This is a genomic window from Candidatus Methylacidiphilales bacterium, assembly GCA_028713655.1.
Taxonomy (GTDB): Bacteria; Verrucomicrobiota; Verrucomicrobiia; order Methylacidiphilales; family JAAUTS01; genus JAQTNW01.
Map to the genome: position 1 here is coordinate 54,681 of JAQTNW010000008.1, position 20,642 is coordinate 75,322.

Annotated in this window: 22 protein-coding genes; 2 read left to right on the top strand and 20 right to left on the bottom strand. The window is 53.6% G+C overall.

Going from position 1 to position 20,642, the window contains the following annotated elements; translation table 11 throughout:
- Positions 1 to 7: 7 nt before the first annotated feature.
- The 14 genes from PHD76_04205 to PHD76_04270 form a co-directional block, all read right to left on the bottom strand.
- Entirely contained in the window at positions 8 to 1,156 is a 1,149-nt protein-coding gene (locus tag PHD76_04205) for a glycosyltransferase (GenBank protein MDD5261032.1), read from the bottom strand.
- Positions 1,153 to 1,914, bottom strand: coding sequence for a class I SAM-dependent methyltransferase (locus tag PHD76_04210; protein ID MDD5261033.1), 762 nt, complete (start codon positions 1,912 to 1,914; stop codon positions 1,153 to 1,155). Before PHD76_04210 ends, PHD76_04205 begins: the two co-directional genes overlap by 4 nt.
- Positions 1,911 to 2,870 (bottom strand): glycosyltransferase, encoded by a 960-nt coding sequence (locus tag PHD76_04215; GenBank protein ID MDD5261034.1) that lies wholly within the window; start codon positions 2,868 to 2,870, stop codon positions 1,911 to 1,913. The genes PHD76_04210 and PHD76_04215 overlap by 4 nt, the downstream gene beginning before the upstream one ends.
- Positions 2,863 to 3,891 carry a glycosyltransferase family 9 protein gene (locus tag PHD76_04220; GenBank protein MDD5261035.1) on the bottom strand — a complete coding sequence of 343 codons (1,029 nt, stop codon included), beginning with the start codon at positions 3,889 to 3,891 and terminating at the stop codon, positions 2,863 to 2,865. The genes PHD76_04215 and PHD76_04220 overlap by 8 nt, the downstream gene beginning before the upstream one ends.
- Before the next feature lie 2 nt (positions 3,892 to 3,893).
- On the bottom strand, positions 3,894 to 4,547 hold the full coding sequence (locus tag PHD76_04225; protein MDD5261036.1) for a methyltransferase domain-containing protein: 654 nt from the start codon (positions 4,545 to 4,547) through the stop codon (positions 3,894 to 3,896).
- Positions 4,544 to 5,272, bottom strand: a complete 729-nt coding sequence (locus PHD76_04230) for a class I SAM-dependent methyltransferase (GenBank protein MDD5261037.1) — start codon at positions 5,270 to 5,272, stop codon at positions 4,544 to 4,546. Before PHD76_04230 ends, PHD76_04225 begins: the two co-directional genes overlap by 4 nt.
- 5 nt (positions 5,273 to 5,277) lie before the next feature.
- Positions 5,278 to 6,555, bottom strand: coding sequence for an ABC transporter ATP-binding protein (locus tag PHD76_04235; protein ID MDD5261038.1), 1,278 nt, complete (start codon positions 6,553 to 6,555; stop codon positions 5,278 to 5,280).
- Positions 6,556 to 6,562: 7 nt separating this feature from the next.
- A complete protein-coding gene (locus PHD76_04240; protein MDD5261039.1) occupies positions 6,563 to 6,883 on the bottom strand; it encodes a four helix bundle protein in 321 nt (106 codons plus the stop codon).
- 100 nt (positions 6,884 to 6,983) lie between these two features.
- Positions 6,984 to 7,820, bottom strand: coding sequence for an ABC transporter permease (locus tag PHD76_04245; GenBank protein MDD5261040.1), 837 nt, complete (start codon positions 7,818 to 7,820; stop codon positions 6,984 to 6,986).
- Positions 7,821 to 7,824: 4 nt separating this feature from the next.
- Positions 7,825 to 9,162 carry a hypothetical protein gene (locus PHD76_04250; protein MDD5261041.1) on the bottom strand — a complete coding sequence of 446 codons (1,338 nt, stop codon included), beginning with the start codon at positions 9,160 to 9,162 and terminating at the stop codon, positions 7,825 to 7,827.
- A gap of 90 nt (positions 9,163 to 9,252) precedes the next feature.
- Positions 9,253 to 9,780 carry a hypothetical protein gene (locus PHD76_04255; GenBank protein MDD5261042.1) on the bottom strand — a complete coding sequence of 176 codons (528 nt, stop codon included), beginning with the start codon at positions 9,778 to 9,780 and terminating at the stop codon, positions 9,253 to 9,255.
- The gene (locus PHD76_04260; GenBank protein ID MDD5261043.1) at positions 9,777 to 10,262 is read right to left on the bottom strand and encodes a hypothetical protein; all 486 of its coding nucleotides are present in this window, start codon (positions 10,260 to 10,262) and stop codon (positions 9,777 to 9,779) included. The genes PHD76_04255 and PHD76_04260 overlap by 4 nt, the downstream gene beginning before the upstream one ends.
- A 63-nt stretch (positions 10,263 to 10,325) precedes the next feature.
- Entirely contained in the window at positions 10,326 to 10,823 is a 498-nt protein-coding gene (gene purE, locus PHD76_04265; protein ID MDD5261044.1) for a 5-(carboxyamino)imidazole ribonucleotide mutase, read from the bottom strand.
- Positions 10,824 to 10,855: 32 nt separating this feature from the next.
- Positions 10,856 to 12,307 carry a DUF4388 domain-containing protein gene (locus PHD76_04270; protein MDD5261045.1) on the bottom strand — a complete coding sequence of 484 codons (1,452 nt, stop codon included), beginning with the start codon at positions 12,305 to 12,307 and terminating at the stop codon, positions 10,856 to 10,858.
- Between the two features lie 170 nt (positions 12,308 to 12,477).
- On the opposite strand from PHD76_04270, the gene PHD76_04275 reads away from it, so the two are divergent.
- The gene (locus tag PHD76_04275) at positions 12,478 to 13,143 is read left to right on the top strand and encodes a cation transporter (GenBank protein ID MDD5261046.1); all 666 of its coding nucleotides are present in this window, start codon (positions 12,478 to 12,480) and stop codon (positions 13,141 to 13,143) included.
- A gap of 98 nt (positions 13,144 to 13,241) precedes the next feature.
- Here the strand turns inward: PHD76_04275 and PHD76_04280 are convergent, their stop codons facing one another.
- Positions 13,242 to 13,811, bottom strand: coding sequence for a 5-formyltetrahydrofolate cyclo-ligase (locus PHD76_04280; GenBank protein ID MDD5261047.1), 570 nt, complete (start codon positions 13,809 to 13,811; stop codon positions 13,242 to 13,244).
- Positions 13,812 to 13,922: 111 nt separating this feature from the next.
- Between PHD76_04280 and PHD76_04285 the strand changes: the two genes are divergently transcribed.
- The gene (locus PHD76_04285; protein ID MDD5261048.1) at positions 13,923 to 14,804 is read left to right on the top strand and encodes an MBL fold metallo-hydrolase; all 882 of its coding nucleotides are present in this window, start codon (positions 13,923 to 13,925) and stop codon (positions 14,802 to 14,804) included.
- 267 nt (positions 14,805 to 15,071) lie between these two features.
- Here PHD76_04285 and PHD76_04290 read toward each other — a convergent pair whose 3' ends face one another.
- The 5 genes from PHD76_04290 to PHD76_04310 all read right to left on the bottom strand — a co-directional run bounded on the left by PHD76_04290 (position 15,072) and on the right by PHD76_04310 (position 20,484).
- On the bottom strand, positions 15,072 to 16,940 hold the full coding sequence (locus tag PHD76_04290) for a hypothetical protein (GenBank protein MDD5261049.1): 1,869 nt from the start codon (positions 16,938 to 16,940) through the stop codon (positions 15,072 to 15,074).
- Entirely contained in the window at positions 16,937 to 17,341 is a 405-nt protein-coding gene (locus PHD76_04295; protein ID MDD5261050.1) for a hypothetical protein, read from the bottom strand. Before PHD76_04295 ends, PHD76_04290 begins: the two co-directional genes overlap by 4 nt.
- Positions 17,342 to 17,423: 82 nt before the next feature.
- The gene (locus tag PHD76_04300) at positions 17,424 to 18,641 is read right to left on the bottom strand and encodes a DUF1015 domain-containing protein (GenBank protein MDD5261051.1); all 1,218 of its coding nucleotides are present in this window, start codon (positions 18,639 to 18,641) and stop codon (positions 17,424 to 17,426) included.
- Between the two features lie 57 nt (positions 18,642 to 18,698).
- Positions 18,699 to 19,253 (bottom strand): tetratricopeptide repeat protein, encoded by a 555-nt coding sequence (locus tag PHD76_04305; protein MDD5261052.1) that lies wholly within the window; start codon positions 19,251 to 19,253, stop codon positions 18,699 to 18,701.
- A 190-nt stretch (positions 19,254 to 19,443) separates the two neighbouring features.
- Positions 19,444 to 20,484 carry a M23 family metallopeptidase gene (locus tag PHD76_04310; GenBank protein MDD5261053.1) on the bottom strand — a complete coding sequence of 347 codons (1,041 nt, stop codon included), beginning with the start codon at positions 20,482 to 20,484 and terminating at the stop codon, positions 19,444 to 19,446.
- Positions 20,485 to 20,642: the final 158 nt, after the last annotated feature.

The window sequence follows — 20,642 nt, forward strand, 5'->3', positions numbered from 1 at the left end:
CCGTTCACTAGAATGTGGCCACATTCAGCAAGTCTTCGGCCAAAACGGAGCCCGGGTTTTTTGGAATCATGCTTCTGGATCTCTGGTATGCCAAACTCCCCATTCCCCGCCAGCGGTGCCGTTCCTGCCATGCTTTTTCCATGGCCGAGTCCAAAAGCGCGACTGTGGGGGCGGCGGCTAGAAAACCATTTTTGCCTTCGAGGATATGTTCCGCATGGCCGGCCACATCCGTCAGCACACAAGGGCGTCCGCATAAAAGGGCTTCCAATACCACCATGGGCATTCCTTCATAGCGGGAGCCTGACAATAGCATGTGATGTCGGGCCCAAAATTGGTCTATATCTTCGATTTGTCCGGCAAAGGTAACCTGTGAAATCCCTAACCTAGCAGCCAATTTTTTAAGGCTTTTTGCGTGCGATCCAGAGCCGGCAAAGGTCACACTGAGTGGGCGCGCTTTCCATTTTTCCAGGGCCAACATGTGCAAAATCAAATCCTGTCCTTTGGCAGGCGGATACAGGCGTGCGACGCACCCCACCCGCCAGATGCCTTCTTCTGCGGGCCATGCAAAAGGAGCGTCATAATTTACTCTGAACGGGTTGCAAATAACACGCGCGTTAGCCAAAGACTCAGCCAAAACGGTTTCGACCCATTCGCGATTTCGTTGTGAAACGAAATAATTTCGCTTTGCATGTTGAAAGCCTTCCCGTAACTGCCTGATCTGGTCGTCGGGAGGCCATATGTGTTCCGCAGCGCATTGCGAAATGCTCACATAGGGCCATTTTCGGCGCAAACAGGGCTCTCCCCAATAATCCACCCCTATAAAAGCTGACTGGCAAATCACCACCAAATCCGGTTGAAAGCGATCAAGCCAGGCGAAAGTTTGCTCTTCTGCCGTATTTTCATGCCATATCCCCGTGAACCTCAACAAACGTCGCGCCAAGCCGCCTTTTGGTGACTTGGGCACATGGATGGGAACGCCCAGATCCTGCAGTCGGCGGAATTCAAACATATCCATGGCAGCGCCGGGCGCGCAACAAACACCCACATGCGCCGCCTGGGTTTCGGACAAATGGCAGGCGGCGTTTGCCCATAGCAGTTGGCAACCGGACGCGCGAGCACCACTGATGTCATGGACAAATGCAATGTGCGGTTTCACTTTTTTGTTAGAATCCAAAAGTTGGAAAGATACAGTGTGCTCTCCAACTGAACCAGATTTTGCAATCGATTGGTGGACAGCAGTACCCAGAGCGCATTGCGGAACAGGGCAGCGGTTTTTGCCGCCAACCGGCTTGTCCATGTGGGTTTGGCGCTTAGTACAAAACTGGCACCTAGAAGGGTGCCGATAATGTCCCAGGCATTTCCAAGAGCTTCATATGTGTGGATCGTCAATCCGTGCCTTTGAGTGAAAAATTCAACGGCATGGCGTGTGGGACGCCAGTAATCATGGGGTTCTTCATGCAACGGATAAAAATGAGGACAAGTGAGGAGCAGGGTCCCTCCACATTTCAAAAGAATCGCGAGATTGGCAAAAGCATTCTCCCAATCCGCTACATGTTCCAAAACCTCGGTGCATAAAATAAAATCAAAAGGACCTTGCGCAAGCAAGGCGGGCGGCAACCCGTCCGCATCCAGGGTTGTCAGCCAATGGACGGTGTTAGTGCTGTTTTGTCCAACATCTAGGCTATAGTAAGCAGCGCCGTATTCTTCAAGATTGTTGCGCCAAGGCTGTTCACCACATCCTGCGTCTAAAATATCGGCATGATCCGGCGCTGTCTTCATCCATTCGTCAATCGCGGCCTGGATCCTTTTTTGCAAGAGCGGAACGATAAATAACTCTTGAGAACCGGAGGGGATATAACTTTTGCGCCGGGAGAGGTTTTCAGGATGATTGGACTGGATTAAAGCCGAGTTCATACATTGTTGGGAGACGCCGAAAGATCATGCATGGCTCTCACAATGCCGGCCAAAAGAGCCTCGCTCATCTTCTCTTGGAATAATGAATCTGCGTCCAGAGATCCGGAAAGTTTGGCCCTGATCCGTTTGTAAATCCGCAGCAAGCGGTCGCTTCTGTCCTGGGTTGGCAGGGATGGGCGGTAACCTTCCCGGATATAGCGCAGTAGATGATGCGAGTAGGACATGGCTTCCTGGAGTTGAAGCAAATAGGCGTCCTGCAGGCGGGATTTTGGAATGAGGTGGGTAAGTTTCAACTCGCGGAACAACCCAATGCCCATATTGCAATCGCATGCCGTCAACGCCATGTCCACATCTCCAAACGAGCTCAGTTGGGCGCCGCATCTGTCAAGGGATGTTCTGAGCTTTGATTCAACTGTTAGCCTGCTGTATTCCCTTGCAACTGATTCGCGCAGGCACAGGCCCGTGCCAAATGGGCATGATGCCAGACTCTGCAGGCCCGGAAGAAGACACCAGGATGGGCGGTTGATTTCCCGAATCGCCAGTAGTTTTAGATAGGGTTGATGCCGGGTCTCTGGTTTTATTTCAAACTCCGGAAAGGTGCTGCCTCCAAATGCACCGAGATATGGGTAATTCTTTGCGATCTGCAGCGAGGCTTCCAAATAATCTGCCGCCAAAATATTGTCATCATCGACAAACACCAGCAGAGGGGCGCGTGCGTGGGCGATTCCGCAAAGCCGCGCGGGTGTAAGCCCCAGTTTTGGCTCCGATATTTTTTTTGCTGACGGGTGCCAGCTTAAATCGACAGAAGACAGAACAGTATTGCTGGACGCATTGTCGATAATCAGCAGCTCCCACGTGCGTTTAGGCAGGGATTGCTGCCGCAGGGCTTCAAGAGTCTTCGCCAAAAAATCATGGCGGGGGTTATGCGTGCAAAGTATGATGCTGATATCAGGCATGCTCATTTCCATCGTTTGTTATTGTCGCCATATCGGCAGGCGGTGGCGTCTTTCTGTTTCCTAGCAATCTTTCAAGGGCATCACAAACTTCATCCACGCGGATGTCCTTCATGCAAATGCGGTCATGCTCGCAGTCATTCCAAAGCCAGCAGGGCGAGCATTCTGGACGGCGGCAGAGATTTTCATTGCATGAATATCCGCTTTGAGAGGGGAGTTCCCGCCCACCGTAGACAATAACAGACGGACATTCAACCGCCCGGGCCAAATGCATCAGAAAGCCGACCTGGCCGACAAAGGCAACGGAATTTGCAAGAATTGCGGCACTTTGGCGTATCGAGGTTTTGCCCCTCAGATCCAGGCAGCCGGTTAAGGGAGGATCCTGCATGGAACCGATCTGGACAAAGGGAATCCGACCCAAGAAGTGGTTAACCACCTGCTGAAACCTCTCTGGAAACCATTCTTTGTTGAGCATATAATATTGGGCGCCACGTCCGGAGGATTGAATGGCGACCTGATTTTGGAAAAAGCGTCCGAACTGCAGTTCATCCTGCGCAAGAAAAAAATAAGGCTTAAGGGCGATGCTTCCACGAATTCCGGCGATGCGGCACATTGCGGCAATAATATGTTCGGAGGGGTTGGCAGAGCGTGTATGCCCTGGGTCAACTGATGCGTATTCAAGCTCCTTTTCCAGGCCGTATTTTCTCAAAATCGTCATGCGAGGATCATCCCGTCTTATGACTTTATCAACATCCTGATTTCCATCAAATAGCTCTGGATAATTGCTTGATACGACCATACATCGTTTACCGCGCCTTTTCATTTCATGCGCTACTGCAGAGCATAAAAGGTTGTCTCCAGGCGCCGCCCCATAAGTTAAAATCGAACGGGGAAATCCAAGCTTGGCGGAGACCCAAAGGAAGAAAAGCCTGTCATATATTCTCCAATAACAGGAGCGGACTCTAACATAGATTTTTGCCGTGCTTGAATGCGTGCGTAAAAGGGCCTTTAGCGCGTCAATCATTTTCAAACAATTTTTTGCGCAACGAGATCCCACGAGTAAATATCCACAAGAGGTGTTTCATGAATAAATTTTACACCGCCTATTTCACTAAGAAGGGCCTTCGCTTTTTCCAGCGAGAAATCAGGGTGCTTGTGGTTCTCGTTGTAAACCTGCCCGGTTGCTTTGCAATGCTGGCGGTAAACCTGTTCATCAGGGCAAAAGAGCACAAGGTTTCCGCCCGGCTTGAGGACCCGCACCCATTCGCGCAAAACAGCTTTGGTATCTTCGAAGTCTTCCAACAAGTGGGAGGAATAAACGTAATCCAGAACGCCGTCACGGAACCAATGAAGCCTGGTTGCGTCGCCACCCAGTTGGACGGATGCCGTCCCCGTATTTGCGTAAGGCATCGGACTGTCCACCCGAATCGCTTGCGAAGTGATTGGATCTCCGCCAAATCCAAGATCCACCCCGTAGCCCGTACAAAACCGGGCCAATCGCAAGCGGCATTTGGATGTCTCACTTTGGTAGGATCCGCGCTGCATTTGGTTGAAAAAATCGCGTATGTTGATTCTGCCTTCTTTTGAAAAGAGGCGCCTGGTGAGGCACATGCAAGATCCCGAGTAAGCCTCTAAAAGGCACAGTACGCTGATAAGACGCTGCTTGAGTTTGATGATCATGGTTGGGGTAAATCCATTTTTGGAAAGATAACAACAAACCCACGGCCGAGACGGTGTTCAAAACAACCTCCTGCGTCGGATGCAAGTTCACGCAGCCTTTTGATATAGCGGATGTGCAGTTCTTCTGATGGATAATCGCGCATGGAGCGGGTACGAAGCGGAGAAGTATCATGAAAGGCAGCGGGTCCTTTAAGCAGGGATCTCTTCAAACAAAGCTCATATTCTTGGGCGCGTATCTCACAGATCGAATCGAAAAACCCGAAATCAAAGATAATATCTGTTGAAGACAGAAAATCCATCGAAGATGCGCAATGGACACAAACATGCTTTTCCAAACCGTTCTTGAGGACAGTTTCCTGAAGACTCTCGGCAGTTTCCGGATCAATTTCCACACTGTGTACGCATCCAAATCCATTGTCGCGGCAGGCTGAAGCCAGCGCCAACGTGCCCAGTCCATTGGCGGCCCCTGTTTCAAGAATATGCGTCGGCTTGATCAGGCACACCATGGAATACAGCCAATTCAGGGTTTCAATCTCGGTGCTGCCTGTATTGTATGCAAGAAACAGCTCGGCACGCTCTTCAGGAACGTGCGGATGCACTTGCGCCTCTGAGACAAGACGAAGTTTGGAAGGCAGCCACACGGGCCGCCAGGCTCGGGGGGCACTCGATTCCGGAAAATTCGGCTTGAAATAATGCTGAAGTGCCAATTTTAATCGGTTGATCATAAGGTTTATAAAAGTTCAAATTTAGACTGCTGTGCAATAATGCCGTGTATGGTATTCATGCCCGAATGCCTTTCCGTCCCGGTTTCCAAAATCTCAATTTCAAGCGCTTCTGGCAAATAGTCTTCCAGACCGCGGTCCCGACGGACCCCCAGTCCAATGTGATAGATGCCAGGCGTGAGGTTCAATTTCGGAAAGCTTACGACTACCGCAAAGACGCCCGGATCAATATTGCCGAAAGAGGTGTTCCATGAACTCAATGTTGAGATGATTTCAGTGCCCTCTAAAGTTTTGAGGGACAATCCGAGTTCCATGCCACGAATTTGTTCCTTGGCCTTCATGGTCAACTTCAAGCTTATGATCGCCCCAAACGACAATTGCCAGGGTTGCGCGCACAGAGATTCGCATAACTCCGCGGATATATACTTTACGGCCCCCGAAAACTCCGAAACCCTTTCAAGCTTATCCAGATCAATAATTTTGGAGGCTTTTGTTTTGGCTGCCAAGTAGCGATTCGCGACACTGTGGGGTTCCCCCAGATTTTCAATTTGCCCATTGTTCATAAGGGCAAGGCGTGAGCAAATTTGCAGCATCACTGTGATATTATGTGAAACAAATAATACGGTGCGCCCATGGCCTCGCGCCAATTCGCCCATTTTACCCAGGCACTTTTTTTGAAATGCAGAATCACCTACTGCGAGCACTTCATCGACGATCAGGATTTCCGATTCCAAATGCGCCGCAACAGCAAAGGCCAGACGCACATACATTCCGCTGGAGTAATGTTTTACGGGCGTATCAATAAATTTTTCAACTTCGGAAAAGGCGACAATTTCGTCGAGTTTTTTGTCCATCTCCCTCTTTTTCATCCCCAGGATCGCCCCGTTCAAATAAATGTTCTCCCGTCCGCTCAAGTCGGGATGAAACCCCGTGCCTACTTCCAACAGCGAGGCCACACGGCCGCGCAGAATGGCCTCACCGGAGCTCGGCTCGGTGATACGGGACAGGATCTTGAGAAGCGTGGATTTGCCAGCCCCATTCTTCCCGATAATGCCCAGCACCTCCCCAGGCTGAACATCAAACGACACGTCGCGAAGCGCCCAGAAGGAAGCTTCGCTGTTCTTGGTTCTTGGTTCTTGGTTCGTAGTTAACAAGGAACGAGGAACAAGGAACGAGGAACATTTGTCGAGAAAGCGTTCCACTTCATCGCGCAGGGTGGTCACGCCGATGCTTCCAAGGTTGTAACGCTTGGAGAGGCCGCGAACTTGAATAATGGGGGAGGTCACGGGGTTCTTAGTTCTTAGTTCTTGGTTCTTGGTTGTTGAGAAAATAGTGAATGAAGCCTCCGATCTTTAAGGCAGTCTGGTCTGCCAAAGTATAAAGAGCTTCAAACTGCTGTTTCGTGACATAGCCTTGGTCAAGGGCGATATAAAGCTGGCTCTGGACTTCGCGGCAAGAACGCTGGGCATAGCGCAGGAATTTAACGAACTCCGCGTTGCTGCCGCCGTCAAATCCCTCGGCGATGTTATGCATAACCGAGCCCGCGGCGCGTTGGATTTGATCCCTGAGTCCAAAATCCTTCGCAAACGCGCTCGTTTTGCCCACGGCATAAATCTGATTTGCAAGCTACCGCCCGAGCTTCCGGCCTTCAATTTCCTCAAAACACGTTATTTTCATAGCCAGTAACCAAGAACCACGAACTAAGAACTCCGAATCAGACCGTATCAATAAAATCCCGTTCCACATGCCTGAACAACAAAAATCCCCCGGCCAAAATCAGCAGCGTCAGTGCCAGCGAAACCACCACCCCTTGCGGTTCGACCGTTCCTGCCCCAAGGAGGATGCGCTTGAATCCTTCCACCACCGGTACCATCGGGTTGAACAGCGCCACCCAGCGCCAGCGCTGCGGGATCTGCGACAACGGGTAAATCACCGGCGTGGCATACATCCACAATTGCATGAGCAGCCCCAGAGCGTGCATTAAGTCGCGATACCGTGTTGTCAGTGAAGAAACGCACAGCCCGAATCCCAGAGCCAGCGCCGCCGACTGCAGCAACAGCAACGGCAGAAGAAAAAGGCTTTCATCCCATGCAGACGCCATGCCCTGCATTCGGTAATAGGCGTAAAACACCAGAAACGTCGCCGCTTGGATGACAAAGGCGAACAGATTGGATATCAGCACCGAAAGCGGTAAGACCAGCCGGGGGAAATACACCTTGCCGAATATATGTGCGTTGGCTGTAAATGTCCCCGAAATGCTTCCGGCGCATTGCGAAAAATAGGTCCAGCCCAGCAAACCGCACAGATAAAATAATAGGGGAGGCTGACCGTCCGTGGGTATTTTTGCCACGTTGCCGAAGACCACCGTGAACATCAACGTCATCAACAAGGGCTGCAGAATGAACCAGAGCGGGCCGAGGATGGTTTGTTTGTATTTGGCTATAAAATCCCTCCGCACAAGCAGCCACAACAGATCGCGGTATTCCCAAAGCTCGCGCCAGTTGGGAAAGGACCATGAACGCGTCGGGCGGATCAGAATGTTTTGTTCCATCGTTTTATCGCCCTTCTTGCGCCCTTGGCTCGAATTGTTTCAAAAGTTTTACCACATCCGGTTTGATCCTGGCCGCATCAGCCGCCTGCCCCCAGGCCGCCTTGTAACTTTCACGGTAGCTTCCATCGCCGTAACGGATGGGAAATGATTCAGCGGAAAAGGACAGCCAGCAGCTGTAGGCCAGCGCAATCAAGCCAGTAGCGATAAAATATGCGAATCCGCCCTTTAGCAGGAGATCGCGGTATTTGCCTGGAACCCATTCCCGAATCCCGAGGTAAGCCAGCCAAATTAATGACGGCAAAACTGGAATAAAAAAGCGCGCGTCGGCAAACGGCCAGACGCTCAGGATCAATGCGTATATTGCCAGATATGCCGCCAGTTCGATGTTATCACCGATCTTCCGGAAGCAGGCGCCAAGGACTGGAATGCAGAGGAAGAGCCCTGCCACCTGCAGAAACAGGGAAGGAAAATGGATCTTGGAGCCCGGTAGATTTAAAAACAGTCCGGCTATTTCCGAGCAGCGAAGCTGGATTATCAAGCCCATGTTTTCAGGCACAGGCCCCTTGTGGAACTGCCGGATCAAAATATCGAGATAACTGCGTTCTCCTTCAACCCGGTGTTTCAAAATAAATGCCCAACAAAGGAACAGAGCGGTGACGGCAAGCCCCGCCGCCGTAAAGAACATGAGAGGCGGCACGCTCTTGCCTGTCGTTGCAGTCCGCATCCGCATCCAAAAAATCGCCTGTGCGAAAATGCCCGCAAGTATCAGGCTTAACCCTGCTGTCCGGACCCAGGGTGACAGGCATGCCAATAACAACGCGCCACCGTACCCCAATGCCCTGCCGGCGCCGGTTGACGTACGTCCGAGTCCCGCCAACAGAAGGCATGCCTGGACGAGCAGGAAATATAAAAGATCCGACAATGGAATCGCTTCATGTTTGATGATCACCCAGGAGGAAAGAACCAGCGCCATCATCGCAAGCGATTCCGACGTGGATGCGCGCGCAATTTTTCTCAAGTAAAGCGCAAAGCAGGCTGTTCCCGCCGCCATGCAAAACCAATTCAGGGCATTAAGCCAGACGGCATGGCCAAGACCCGCCTTCATCAGGCACACAACAACAAACGGATACCCAGAAGGGAGCTGTGCCGCCTTGCCATTTAACAAAAACCCATTCCCCTCGGATGCCGAGACAGCCATTGAAAGCAGCTTGACGGCGTCGGTATTCAACCTGAGTGGCGAAAAGAGCTGGGTGAGATGAAGCGCCAATAGGAGCACCACCAGAATCCCCGGAACCCATCCGGAAATGCCGGACCTCTGAGCATCGTTAGAAACTGCTGGCATGGATGGGTTGGCACACTCCGTGCCGGTCAATTCGGAACTTTCGAATCTACAAAACATTCACTTTCAATATGTTAGAAATATAATTCGCCGCTAAAATGCCGGACTCAGAAGCCGCGAATCAATTTCCACCGCTACGGAACGCTGTAAAAAATCCACTGACAAAACCAGCCGTGTACTCCCGGCAACCCGTTTTATAATCCCAATCAGTCCCTTGAGTTCGCCCCCGTGGATCCGAACCTTTTGCCCGGTACGGAAATAGGGGCATTCCTGCAAACTCAGACCTGCCTGCAGCACCCTCTTGATTTCATCCAATTGGCGCAGAAAGGAACCTTGATCCGCCACTTCCAGGACGCCCGCGGCAAAACCCGAATCATAGACCGCCTTTTTTTTCAGGTCGGAAAATGTCCCGAATGCATAACCGCCGAATAGCGGTAATTCAAACTCGATTTTTTTTGACGGATAGCTGCGCAGGACACGGCGGGTGGGAAGATAATGCCCAAGGGCTTGTCCGGCCAGCCACTGGTCCATTTTCTTTTCACAACGGGGCCGGGTGTGAATGACCCGCCACCTGGCGATTTCAAAATTGAAATCTGAAATTTGAGGTTCAAAGGCATTCATTTGAGGATTTTTTCCAATACCGGCAGGATTTTGGCGGCGCGCCGTTGCAAAGTTTCCATTTTCGCGATCCGCTGCCTCATGAATTCCCCCTCAGGGGAAAGTTTCCCCGCCGTCTTTTCCAAAGACAAGCGCATATCGTTTAATTGCGCTCCGGTGGACTCGATCCGGGGCCGGATGAGGGAGGATAAAAATTGGCCCAACACCTCGCTGAAATTCGGATTGACCTCGTAATAATCCCTGCGGTCGCCCTTGACCCAGATCCGCCGGATCAAGCCCCACTCCGCCAGTTGGCGTACCCCCATGCTCGCGTTGCCTTTGCTGATGTGCAGGGATTTCATCAGATTTTCAAGGCCCATCGAATGCGGATTGAGATAAAGAACGGCATAAATCTGGCCGAGCGAACGGGCAAAGCCAAGGCGCTGGGCGGAGCGGCCGCCGAGATCGACGAATTTTTCCCAGATTTGACGATCTTCTTCGTTCAAAACATTTTGAACATAGCGAATTATATCGCGCGCGGCAAGCGAATTCCCGCCCCCAATCCAAGCCTACGGAAGCTTTGCATTTAAAACCGTCTGGGTCTGTGCCCGGCGGAATGCGTCCAATTTCTTGCTTAACGCACTGTCGCTCAGGGACAGCATGGCAACGGCAAACAACGCCGCGTTGACGGCGCCTGGCGTCCCGATTGCAAAGGTGGCCACCGGAATGCCCCCCGGCATCTGGACAATGGATAAAAGAGAGTCCATCCCTTTCAACGATTTGGATTCCATCGGAACACCCAGCACCGGAAGCTGGGTCAGTGCGGCGGTGACACCAGCCAAATGCGCGGCACCCCCCGCCCCCGCAATAATGACTTTCAGTCCTCTTGATGCGGCCGTGGCGGCATATTCAATGGCTTGTTGTGGTGTACGATGGGCCGAAATGACGTTCCTTTCATAGGGGACGCCAAAACTGTCGAGCTTTTCCGCGGCGTGCCGCATGGTTTCCCAATCCGATGAGCTGCCCATGATGATCCCGACACAAGGTTGAAGATTAGCTTTTCTCATTTGGATAATTTACACTGCTTGCCTCGCGTTCGTCAGGCAATTTCATCAACCTTCCGGCAGGCTTCCATTAGAATCGCCGTGGCATCCCCGCTGATGGTGTGGGCCGGGCTGCCCTGGTTGAAAACAAACTCAAACTCCCCTTCGCGGAAGGCAAGGAGAACAGGCAGGGCATCCACGCCAAAACTTCCATCATAACATTCTGCATGAACTATCGAACCGCAATAAAAATAAATGGACCCCGCCGTGTGCCCGCTCGTGTTTCGAAGGACCAATTGGCCCGTCTTTGTACCCTGGACCAGAATCTGTGAAAGATCGATCACGGAAAATTCCGCCAATCGTCCCGTCATCTCCAGATTTTTGGCATTGGGGGCCGCCGGAACGGCGGGCGGGCGGGCGTCAATGGACTCGATTTGTTCCGCGACTTTGATGATGTTTTCCAGCTTCTTCATCAACCGGTCCATTTGAACTTCACGGTCGATAAGATTGGAGGCCACGCTTCGGGCAAGCCCCATCACATTGGAATCAGCCAGCTTCATCCGGATGGCCTGCGTGATCTTCCCGCCGGGCCTGCCGGAACTTTCCTCGAGATCGTCTTGAATCACGCGGGCAGGGCGCTCAGCTGCGGTAATGGAGCCGGACTCCGTGATGCTGATCATCATGGAACGAGCGTCGGGTGTGAGCTCAACCAAGGCTTCCACCATCATTCTGTCTTCATCCCGGGTCACAAGGCTCAGGTTATAGCTGGCTGTTTCGTCCCGGTTTGTTGCATCTTTTAATCTCATCAGGAGTTCCTGAAACAGCTCGCGAAAATCGCCTTCAAAAAGCTTTTTGAACGGCAATTTCCCGTCGGCGATTTTGTGGGAATATCCCGTAAGCCTCAAAAAACAGGGGTTCGCCGCAGTAAGCCGTCCGTTTTCGTCGAACAGGACAATCGGCACATGGGTATGCTCAAAAACTTCCTTGAACCGGGTCTCCTGCTTTCCGAGACGAAAACTGTTGTCGAACAATTCGTGGTTTTTCTTGGCCAGGGCCGCCAGTTGCGCGTCCATGGCGGAAATGCGGTGCGTCAAACCTTCAATATGGTTGAGCAACAGGTCGCGCACCGAAATCAACCCCACAAAGGCACTGCCTTGATGCACAATGATGTCATTGAAAAAGTCATCCTCTGCCCCCTTGGTTGCCATCAAATGATTCACCACGGTTTCGACATGCTTGTGCCCCTCAACCACCAATGGGGCGGAAATCATGATTTCTGAAATCGGCGCCTTGAGCAGGGCTGGATCGTTTTTCTGGCCGATCAGATGCTGGCCGAGGTGCGCGCGCGTAATCAGGCCGAATTGCCCCTCCCCGACCACAATTCCCAAACTGAAAACAGACATCTGGGTCTGAAACCAGCCTTTCACATCCGCCACGGTCATCGTGCCTTCGACGTAGTTTGTCGTGTAAACCAGATCCTGCGCGGTTACAAGCTTTGAGGAAAACACCACGAGCCATCCTAAGCAACCCTCCGCCTTGAAGCAACCTCCGGATTACATTTATTCTGAATATCTCTCGGTGATTTTGACGCCACACGGAACCCCCAAAACGGGGGAGCTGGGTGGCGCCCGTTTCAATGTTGCAACCTTCATGGATTTGAACAGAATCCGCAACCGGGATGGAATTTCGCTACAAACGGATTCGGGAAGTGTTTTGGCTGTCCCTCGCCGTGTCACTGCTCATGACTTTATGCAAGCTGGTGATCGGCTTGAAACTCCGGAACCTGGCCGTGTTGGCCGACTCCGTTCATTCGCTTTTGGAGGGCGGATCGAGCGCCATCGGGCTCGTGGTGATGTACACCTTGGGGCAACCCGCCGCCGGCCAGGCAAACAATCGGGGAAAATTTGAAATTCTAGCCGCGATTCTGCTTTCTGGCCTTTTTTTCCTCAGTTGCTGGGAAATTCTCGGCAGTGCGTTCGAGAGGCTTTTTCAACACACGCTTCCTCCCAAATTTTCATGGTGGGGGATTTTGTTTTTGCTGGGGTCTCTGGGCATCCACCATGGCATGCAAGGCTACAAAAAAGGCCGCGCCTTTGAACTCAGCAGCCCCTTGCTGGCTGCGGGTGTGGCCCGTGGGTTTTATATCCTGATATCCACAGTGGCTGCGCTCGCCAGTGTTGTTGCTTCCGCGGCCGGTTGGGCCTGGTTCGATGCTTATGTTGCGGTTGGCATCATTCTCATGGCCGCTCTCTCGGCCTATTCCTTGATTGATACTGCCATCGACGCCCTCGCCGGCGCACGCCGGCAGCAAATGGCGGAGGAACAGGGAACCCGGCTGCTATAAAGAGCTGTCTAACCCGGATGCAGGCATTCCCGTATTCTGCCCGGCTATTGAGAATGGACACTTTGCAGGAGCTTTTAGAAGCGGGTGAAGCATCCGGGTTAACCGCCTGCAAACAGTTCAACTCCCAGCTCGGTCGCCAGCCCGTCCAGCCGGGCGTCATGGCCCAATACTGGAAGTCTATCTACTCGTTGGAGATCAAAGCAGCAGCCTGCAGCCGCCCCCCCGAGTCCCGGCAGCAGCCGGTCATAATACCCTTTGCCACGCCCGAGGCGGAAGCCCCGCCGGTCAAAGGCAAGGCCGGGAACCAGGGCCAGATCCACGCAGGAAACCTTCTCTGCGCCGGCGTCTTCCGGTTCCAAAATCCCATAAGCTCCGCGCTTCAAATCACACAGCGCCGCCACGGGATAAAGTTCCAGATTGGGGCCCTGTACCTTTGGAAATACGCATTTCTTCCCTTCTTCCAATGCCTGTAATGCCAGGGTGGAAAGATTGGGCTCTGATGGCAGCGCGGAATAAAACAACACGCTTCGGGCGTTGGCCCAGAACGGGCTGGCGCTGAGGCGGCGGCAAATCTCCGCGGAAGCCCGGGCGCAAAAGCCCGGTTCCAGTGCCGCAAGCCTGGAGCGCATTTCGTTCCGCACTTTTTCCTTCTGCTCTTCCCGAGTCATGGGTACACCGGCTGCGCGCGTTTGCGCGCAAGGTCTGCATTGTGGCACCGCAAGAGAAGTCTCACAATTCAAATTGAACAACAGGCATGGAAGATTCTATGCTGGTTGCACATGACTTCTCCGGGCCAACCCAGACAAAAATGGAGCGACCGCAATTTTGTCACGGAAGTGCTGATTCCTTCGTTCTTTCAGCGCAAGCGCGGTACACGCCCGCGGCATGCCCCGATTTTTCCCGTGCTCAAGCCCGGCCAGTTCTGCATCACCTGGATCGGCCACGCGTCCTTTCTTATCCAGACACACAACCACAATATTCTGATCGACCCCAATTGGGCGAACTGGCTCCTGGTCATCCGCCGCCTGCGCCATGCGGGCCTGGCCATCCAGCATCTGCCTGACATTGACCTTGTGTTGATCACGCACGCCCATTTTGACCATCTCAACCGGCGGACCCTGCGCAATATCGCCAGCCGCCAGCCGATCCTCGTACCGTCCGGTGTTGCCGGCCTGGTTCACGGCCTCGGCTTTGAAAAAGTGCATGAGATGGATTGGTGGCAAACGCTGGAGTTCAAGGACCTGAAAATCACCTTTACGCCGGCCAAGCATTGGGGCGCGCGCACCCTGCTCGACAACCACCGCAAATACGGCGGCTTTGTCATTGAATACGCGGGCCGCTCGGCCTACCACGGCGGCGACTCCGCGTATTTTGAAGGCTTCAAGGAAATCGGAACGCGATTTGCGCCTGAAATCGCCCTCCTGCCGATCGGGGCCTATCAACCCCCCAGTTTTCGCGATAATCACATGGGCCCGGAAGAAGCGCTTGACGCCTTTGTGGATCTCCATTCGAAAATCTTCATTCCCATGCACTATGGCACCTACAGGCTCAGCTATGAGCCCATGCACGAGCCTCCCCAACGCCTGATGAAAGCCGCCGCAGCGCTAAACCTGCTGCACCAGATCCGCTTCCTCACCGAGGGTATGCCTCAAGTGATGTAGGGGATGCCGGCAGTTCAGATAGATACATGGATCGCCACGGCACAACTCCGACATGCATCGCGAGTGAACTCCTTCAGAGTTGGGAACATTTTTGGCAGATACCCAGGGTAGGCTCTCGCTGACTCGCGCCAACCCTGGGCTGAAAGACGCAACCGCGTTGCGGTAAGCTACAGCTTACATTCATTCCCGCTCAAAACAGCTTTTTTGAAAGGTTTGGGTTCTCGCGATGACGAAAATTGTGTTTCCGCAGAGAGGTGAAAACCTGGATTATTTCCGGTCCGGCATGATTTGCCCAACCAACCGCTGTACGCCTTCACCCGCAAATTCACTGGCGGGATAAAGGCTCTGCGCCTTCAAATACCAGGCCAGGCTCGATCCATACTGATCCTTGTCTTCCAATTGTTGCGCCGCCCGCAAGCTCCGGACGAATTCCGCAGCCTCGGTCGTGAGATCGGCCCTCACCTGGTTTAGCTTGTTGTCGTCCGGAAATTTCCTGAAAACCTGTTCCACGCTTTCCCATGCCCCCGCATAATTCCCCGCCTTCGCAATCTCATTCGCGCGGATGATGCCGCTTTCAACCAGTTGCATGTTCTCCATTATTTTCCCCAACTGCTGCTGTTTCTCGGGATACAGCGCGGTGGCCGCAATATAACGCACCTTGTCGTCGAATATCTGGCGATAGTTCTTCTGGCTTATCAGGCGATCCAGGTCAACCAGGGCCTGTTGTTGCACGTCCGCCTGGGAAAAAATGGACGAGGAAATTTTGGCCAGTTCCGGATTCCTGGGCCAGATCTCGGTGGCCGCCTTGAGTTCCGCTTCCAGCGTTGCGCGATCCCCGCTGACCGCGGCATTGCGGGCTTTGCTCAAATGCATGGAGCTGACGGTCCGCGCTGTTTCAATGGCGGCCAGCGGTTTCGACGCGTCAAAATCCTTTGCCACCGCCTGGATGTTTTTCACCAACTCTTCGGCCTTGCTGTAATCCTTCACTTCAAGGGCCGACAACAACTCAAAGTTGTTCCGCGTGAACTCCAGAACCTGGCGCTTTTTCTCCCGGGGCACATTGCGCACCGAGGGCATGTATTCGCCGACTGCAAAAGCTTCCCCCAACCGGTCGGAGGCCCCGGCCATTTCCTTTTTATCGAGCAAAAAGTTAAAGGCCTCGACTCCCTCGTCCACGTCGCGGATGGCCTCGCTGGACAGGGAATCCAAAACGCCAAGGGTCGGCGGCGCTCCTGAAATTTTGGTGATGGATTGCTCGCTTTCCTTTCCGACATAAAGTTTGTTGTCCCCGTCGCCATAAACCACGCGGTAAAAACGCGTGGCCATCAACACATGTTGAAATCTGCGCTGGAGAAAATAATCCAGGATCAACGCCTGGAACTGGATTTTGCTCTGCAATTCCGAAGCCTCGCGCTTCAGCCTGTTTGCCTTCAGCATGGTTTCGACATCCGCCAGGCGCGCGACGTACGGTTGCATGCGCAGATCGCGCGTCATCTGTTTTTCCTGCTGCCAGATTTTTAGGGCCGCTGCGTCCTTTGCACTCGGCGCCACTCCGAGCGAGCCATCACTGACACTCGCCGAGGCGTTCCAGGTCAGCAATTCCCTCTGGCGTTCGAGCGCGGCGTTCGCATTTTCCAGACGGTCATTTTCATTTTTTGCCAGCCAAACGCTGTAAACCGCATTGGCCAGCGAATCGCACAACTTCGCGTCGATGGCAAAGTTGGAGGCTTTGGGCAGCAAACCCCACGCTTCATCAACCGATTTGGACGTCAATTGTTCCGGCGCCAGTTTGTCCAGAATGGCATTGATGACCTGCTGGTATTCCCGGTCATCCTTCTCCGTCTGCCCGGCCGAGCTTAGATATTTTTCAAAACGAGCCCGGAAAAAACGGTTGTTGGCGACGTTCCAGGCTTTGCCATCCCAGGTGACGGTATTGCTGCCCGGGTCCAGAAAGGGGACATCCTTTCCCAGAAATTTGGATGATTCTCCGGGACCTTGGCCGGAGGAGGAAGATTCGGAAGAACCTTGCGCCGGCGCCGCAGGCGCGGGTTGTGCAGCTCCACCGCCCACGCTGTTGGGAGACTGCGCCTGCGCCAGACCCGACATGAGCAAAAACAGCAAAGTGAAAACTCTCATGATTTTTGCAATTCCAGCACTTGAAGAATTCCGTTTTCAATCACTTCAACCTTCATGCGAAAGCGCTGGCCTTTTTGAATATTCAAATGGTTCAGGCCCGGCGGGACAATGATGGGAACATACCCGGAATTTCGCTCACTGCCCAATTGCACGGAAAAAAGCCGCCCTTTGGCCGGCGACCATGCCAGCGAATTCTGCACGGTTCCTTCAATTTTATAAATATTGCCCCGCAGGCTGTTGGCATTTTCCATGTAGGAGTTGACCTCCAGTTCCTGGACCGCGCGGTAAGGGTCTTGAACCTGTTGGAAGATATAATAGCCGCCGACTGTCGCGGACACAATGAGGCCAAATACCAATATATACCAGAATGGCTTTGGCTGGGAACTGGCACGCCGGGACATGCGATTATTTTAAGAGGGGTCCCTTTAAATAGCAATAGCCGAGCTTTCCGACTTAATAAACCGGCCCGCGATTTTAAACCGGCTAAAATGTATGGATAAACAAGCCGGAGCGCAGTTTGGGTTCAAACCAGGTGCTCTTCGGCGGCATGATCTGCCCCGCATCGGCAATATCCATCAGTTGTCCCACCGTGACGGGAAACATCGAAAACGCAACCGCCGCTTCCCCGGAATCCACCCGCTTGACCAGCTCCGCCGTGCCTCGGATGCCGCCGACAAAATCAATCCGTTTGCTCGTGCGCGGATCGGCAATCCCCAGCACCGGCGCCAGCAACCGCTCCTGCAACACGCTGACATCCAAGCGTGAGACCGGATCGGCCTTGCTGTCCGGCTGCCAGTGCAACCCATGCCAACGGCCCTGCAAATACATGCGGATCGACGCCGGGGCCTCCGGTTTGCCGGAGGCGGCATCGCTGACTTCAAAGCGCTCCCTGATTTTTCCTAAAAAGATCTCGGGTGTCAGGCCATTCAAATCGAATACCACGCGGTTGTAGGGCAACACCTGCAACTGCGAAGCCGGAAAAATGGTCGCAAGAAACCAATTGTAATCCTCATTGCCCGTATGCTTCGGGTTGGCCTGGCGGCGTTCCTTCCCCACCCGCGCGGCGCTGGCGCTGCGATGGTGCCCGTCGGCCACATAAGCCACGGGCACTTTGTCAAACGCTTGCATAAACGCTTCACCACCGGGAATCCGCCACACGGCATGCTGGATTCCATCCGGCGCCGTAAAATCATACAACGGAGCGCCTTTTGCGGCCTCAGCCACCAAGGCGTCAATCTCCACGGAATCCTTATAGGTGAGAAACACCGGTTCCGGATTCGCGCTGAGCTCGTGTGTGATGCGGGTCCGGTCGTCTTCCTTGTCGGGCCGGGTCTTTTCATGTTTTTTGATGATGTCGTTGTTGTAGTCATCCACATGAAAAACAGCCGTCACACCGGTCTGGGTGTGGTTGCCCATTTTCAATCGATACAGATAAACGCACGGCCCCGGCTCCTTCTGCAAAATCCCGCCGCTTTGAAACTGCCGGAAATTTTCAACAGCTTTGGAATAGACCGCATCGGAGTGAAGATCGGTCCCCGCCGGGAGGTCGATTTCGGGCCGGATCACATGCAAAAGGCTGATGGGATTCCCTTCCGCCAGCGCCGCTGCTTCCGCGCTGGTCACAACATCGTAGGGCACGCAGGCAACACGCGCGGCTTCAGCCGCCCGGGGATGCAACCCCTGAAATGAACGGATACGCATAGAGGCGACAAAAGCACCATGTCCGCGCGAGGATTGCAAGCCTCATCGTGCCGGAAATCAAGCCTGTGGTTCGGCGCTGATATTCGGCGGGGAAGCCCTGCCCTCTTTCAATTCCTGATAATAGGCGGCCAGTGCGTCACGCTGGGCTTCAGGGACTTTTTTGCGGGCCTTCTGGTAGATTTTTTCCGCCGACTGGACATCGCCCATGCAGGCATGAAGCACATACAACAGGCCGCGGTACGCGTCGGAATTGTGCCGGTGATGTTTCAGGATTTTTTCATATTCGGCCAGGGCTTCCGCGTATCGTCCCTGCTCCACATACCACGCCGCCAATTTAAACAACGGCGGCGGCAGATAGGTGTCCGTTGGCCAGAACAATGATTCAAAAATCGAGCTTAAAAAGCGCCCGAGTGGGAAAATCAAAACAGCCGCCCCGGCGGCAAATAAAAGAAATCCGATAAACGCAAAACCAAGTTCCTTGAGTTTCTCATCCGGCGTCGGATCTTTTGGGGCGTGGATCGAAAAAAAATAAATGGCCGCGGCAAAACACGGCGCCGCCGCCAACATCGGTTTGAGCAGCTTTAGCAGGCCCCCTTGCGAATCAGATGCCACTGGTCAAATGATAGGCATTTGGCGTGAAAATTTCCAGCCCAAATGTTCGAGGAGGGGAACGCACTCATGCGTCATCACAGAGTCGAAATTTTGCAGTGCGTCCGCCGCGGCGGACACTTTGCATTGAGAACATGTCGCCCGTAATGAAAAGCGGCGTCGTGCCGCCGCAGTCCAAATTTGGTGTGTGCATTCACCTGATATACGTCAGTTGGCTGAACCACTTCTGCCCGTGGCTGGACAGGACGGGCCCGTTTTTGCCATTTCCCACGAGCCCGCGCGTGACGGCTTCCTGCCTCGACAGCTTGTTATCAAACCAGATCAAAACCGGTTTTTCAACCGGAACGGACGAAGGCTTGAAATGAACGGGAATGCCGACCGCGTCGCAGTCGATCTCCCACGAAACCGGCATGGGCTTCTGCAATCCGCCCTCCACCGTCCACGGCAGGTTTTTTTGCCAGCAAAAGAAATCCTTCCCCGCCGGAACGCGCACGCGCAGGATTGGCTTCAATGAGTTGATAATGCCGCGCAGGGTCATCGGTTTGCCCGCGGCGCTGGCGATCAGGATCGGGACGGGGTCCACGCCGATGTAATTCAAGCCGTTGTATTCGCCGTGCAGGTTCGGCCCTCGTTCGCCGAGCGGGCGGCCCAGGCGGTTGTACCATTCGGAATAATCCGGCAGGATACGAAACCCAAATTCAAAATGCAGGTGCGCGCGCTCGCGGGCGCCGACATTTCCCGTCCAGCCCATCCGGCCGATCACATCACCCGCATTGACCTTGCGGCCCTCCTCCACCATCAGGCGCGCGAGATGCCCGTAGGTGGTGTAGGCTGTCCCCTCCGGCAGATCATGGCGGATCATGATATACCGGCCATAATTGGATTTGGCCGGCGCGTCATTGGCATACACCACTTCTCCCGCCGCGGCCGCATGGACGAGATCCAGCGGCTCGCCCTGCGCATCGCGATGGATTGGGCGGATGTCAATGCCCTCATGGAACAGGTTGTAGAGGCTCGGATGGGGCCCGTCCTCGGAACTGCGCACAAACCCATAATGCCCGCCATAGCAGCGGTGCATCTCGGTTTCCTGATAAAAGGCATCCAGATCGCCGGTCAAAAGATTGCGATTTTCCGTCGGCATCAGCAGATTCACCCCCATATCCGCCCCGCGGCTTTGAGCCAAGGCGACAAATCCAACGGCTATCATCAGCAATGGAAAAATAAACTTTCGCACAACGCGTATACTACGGGAACCGGTCCTGCTCCGGCAAATCAATCCGGTTTCGGATATGAATGGGATGTGGGATGTTTGTGATGGAGGGATGCACTTACCTGATGGAAGAGAATATTAGGCATTTGCTCTACATGAGACGTGGGTTTGTAGTTCTGACG

Bases quoted from the DNA above. Each gene is read 5' to 3' on its own strand.
- PHD76_04255 (MDD5261042.1), bottom strand. From the start codon at position 9,780: ATGAATGCCTTTGAACCTCAAATTTCAGATTTCAATTTTGAAATCGCC.
- PHD76_04210 (MDD5261033.1), bottom strand. From the start codon at position 1,914: ATGAACTCGGCTTTAATCCAGTCCAATCATCCTGAAAACCTCTCCCGG.
- PHD76_04290 (MDD5261049.1), bottom strand. From the start codon at position 16,940: ATGAGAGTTTTCACTTTGCTGTTTTTGCTCATGTCGGGTCTGGCGCAG.
- PHD76_04225 (MDD5261036.1), bottom strand. From the start codon at position 4,547: ATGATCATCAAACTCAAGCAGCGTCTTATCAGCGTACTGTGCCTTTTA.
- PHD76_04230 (MDD5261037.1), bottom strand. From the start codon at position 5,272: ATGATCAACCGATTAAAATTGGCACTTCAGCATTATTTCAAGCCGAAT.
- PHD76_04250 (MDD5261041.1), bottom strand. From the start codon at position 9,162: ATGCCAGCAGTTTCTAACGATGCTCAGAGGTCCGGCATTTCCGGATGG.
- PHD76_04285 (MDD5261048.1), top strand. From the start codon at position 13,923: ATGACTTCTCCGGGCCAACCCAGACAAAAATGGAGCGACCGCAATTTT.
- PHD76_04295 (MDD5261050.1), bottom strand. From the start codon at position 17,341: ATGTCCCGGCGTGCCAGTTCCCAGCCAAAGCCATTCTGGTATATATTG.
- PHD76_04245 (MDD5261040.1), bottom strand. From the start codon at position 7,820: ATGGAACAAAACATTCTGATCCGCCCGACGCGTTCATGGTCCTTTCCC.
- PHD76_04215 (MDD5261034.1), bottom strand. From the start codon at position 2,870: ATGCCTGATATCAGCATCATACTTTGCACGCATAACCCCCGCCATGAT.
- PHD76_04220 (MDD5261035.1), bottom strand. From the start codon at position 3,891: ATGATTGACGCGCTAAAGGCCCTTTTACGCACGCATTCAAGCACGGCA.
- PHD76_04275 (MDD5261046.1), top strand. From the start codon at position 12,478: ATGGAATTTCGCTACAAACGGATTCGGGAAGTGTTTTGGCTGTCCCTC.
- PHD76_04280 (MDD5261047.1), bottom strand. From the start codon at position 13,811: ATGACTCGGGAAGAGCAGAAGGAAAAAGTGCGGAACGAAATGCGCTCC.
- PHD76_04300 (MDD5261051.1), bottom strand. From the start codon at position 18,641: ATGCGTATCCGTTCATTTCAGGGGTTGCATCCCCGGGCGGCTGAAGCC.
- purE (MDD5261044.1), bottom strand. From the start codon at position 10,823: ATGAGAAAAGCTAATCTTCAACCTTGTGTCGGGATCATCATGGGCAGC.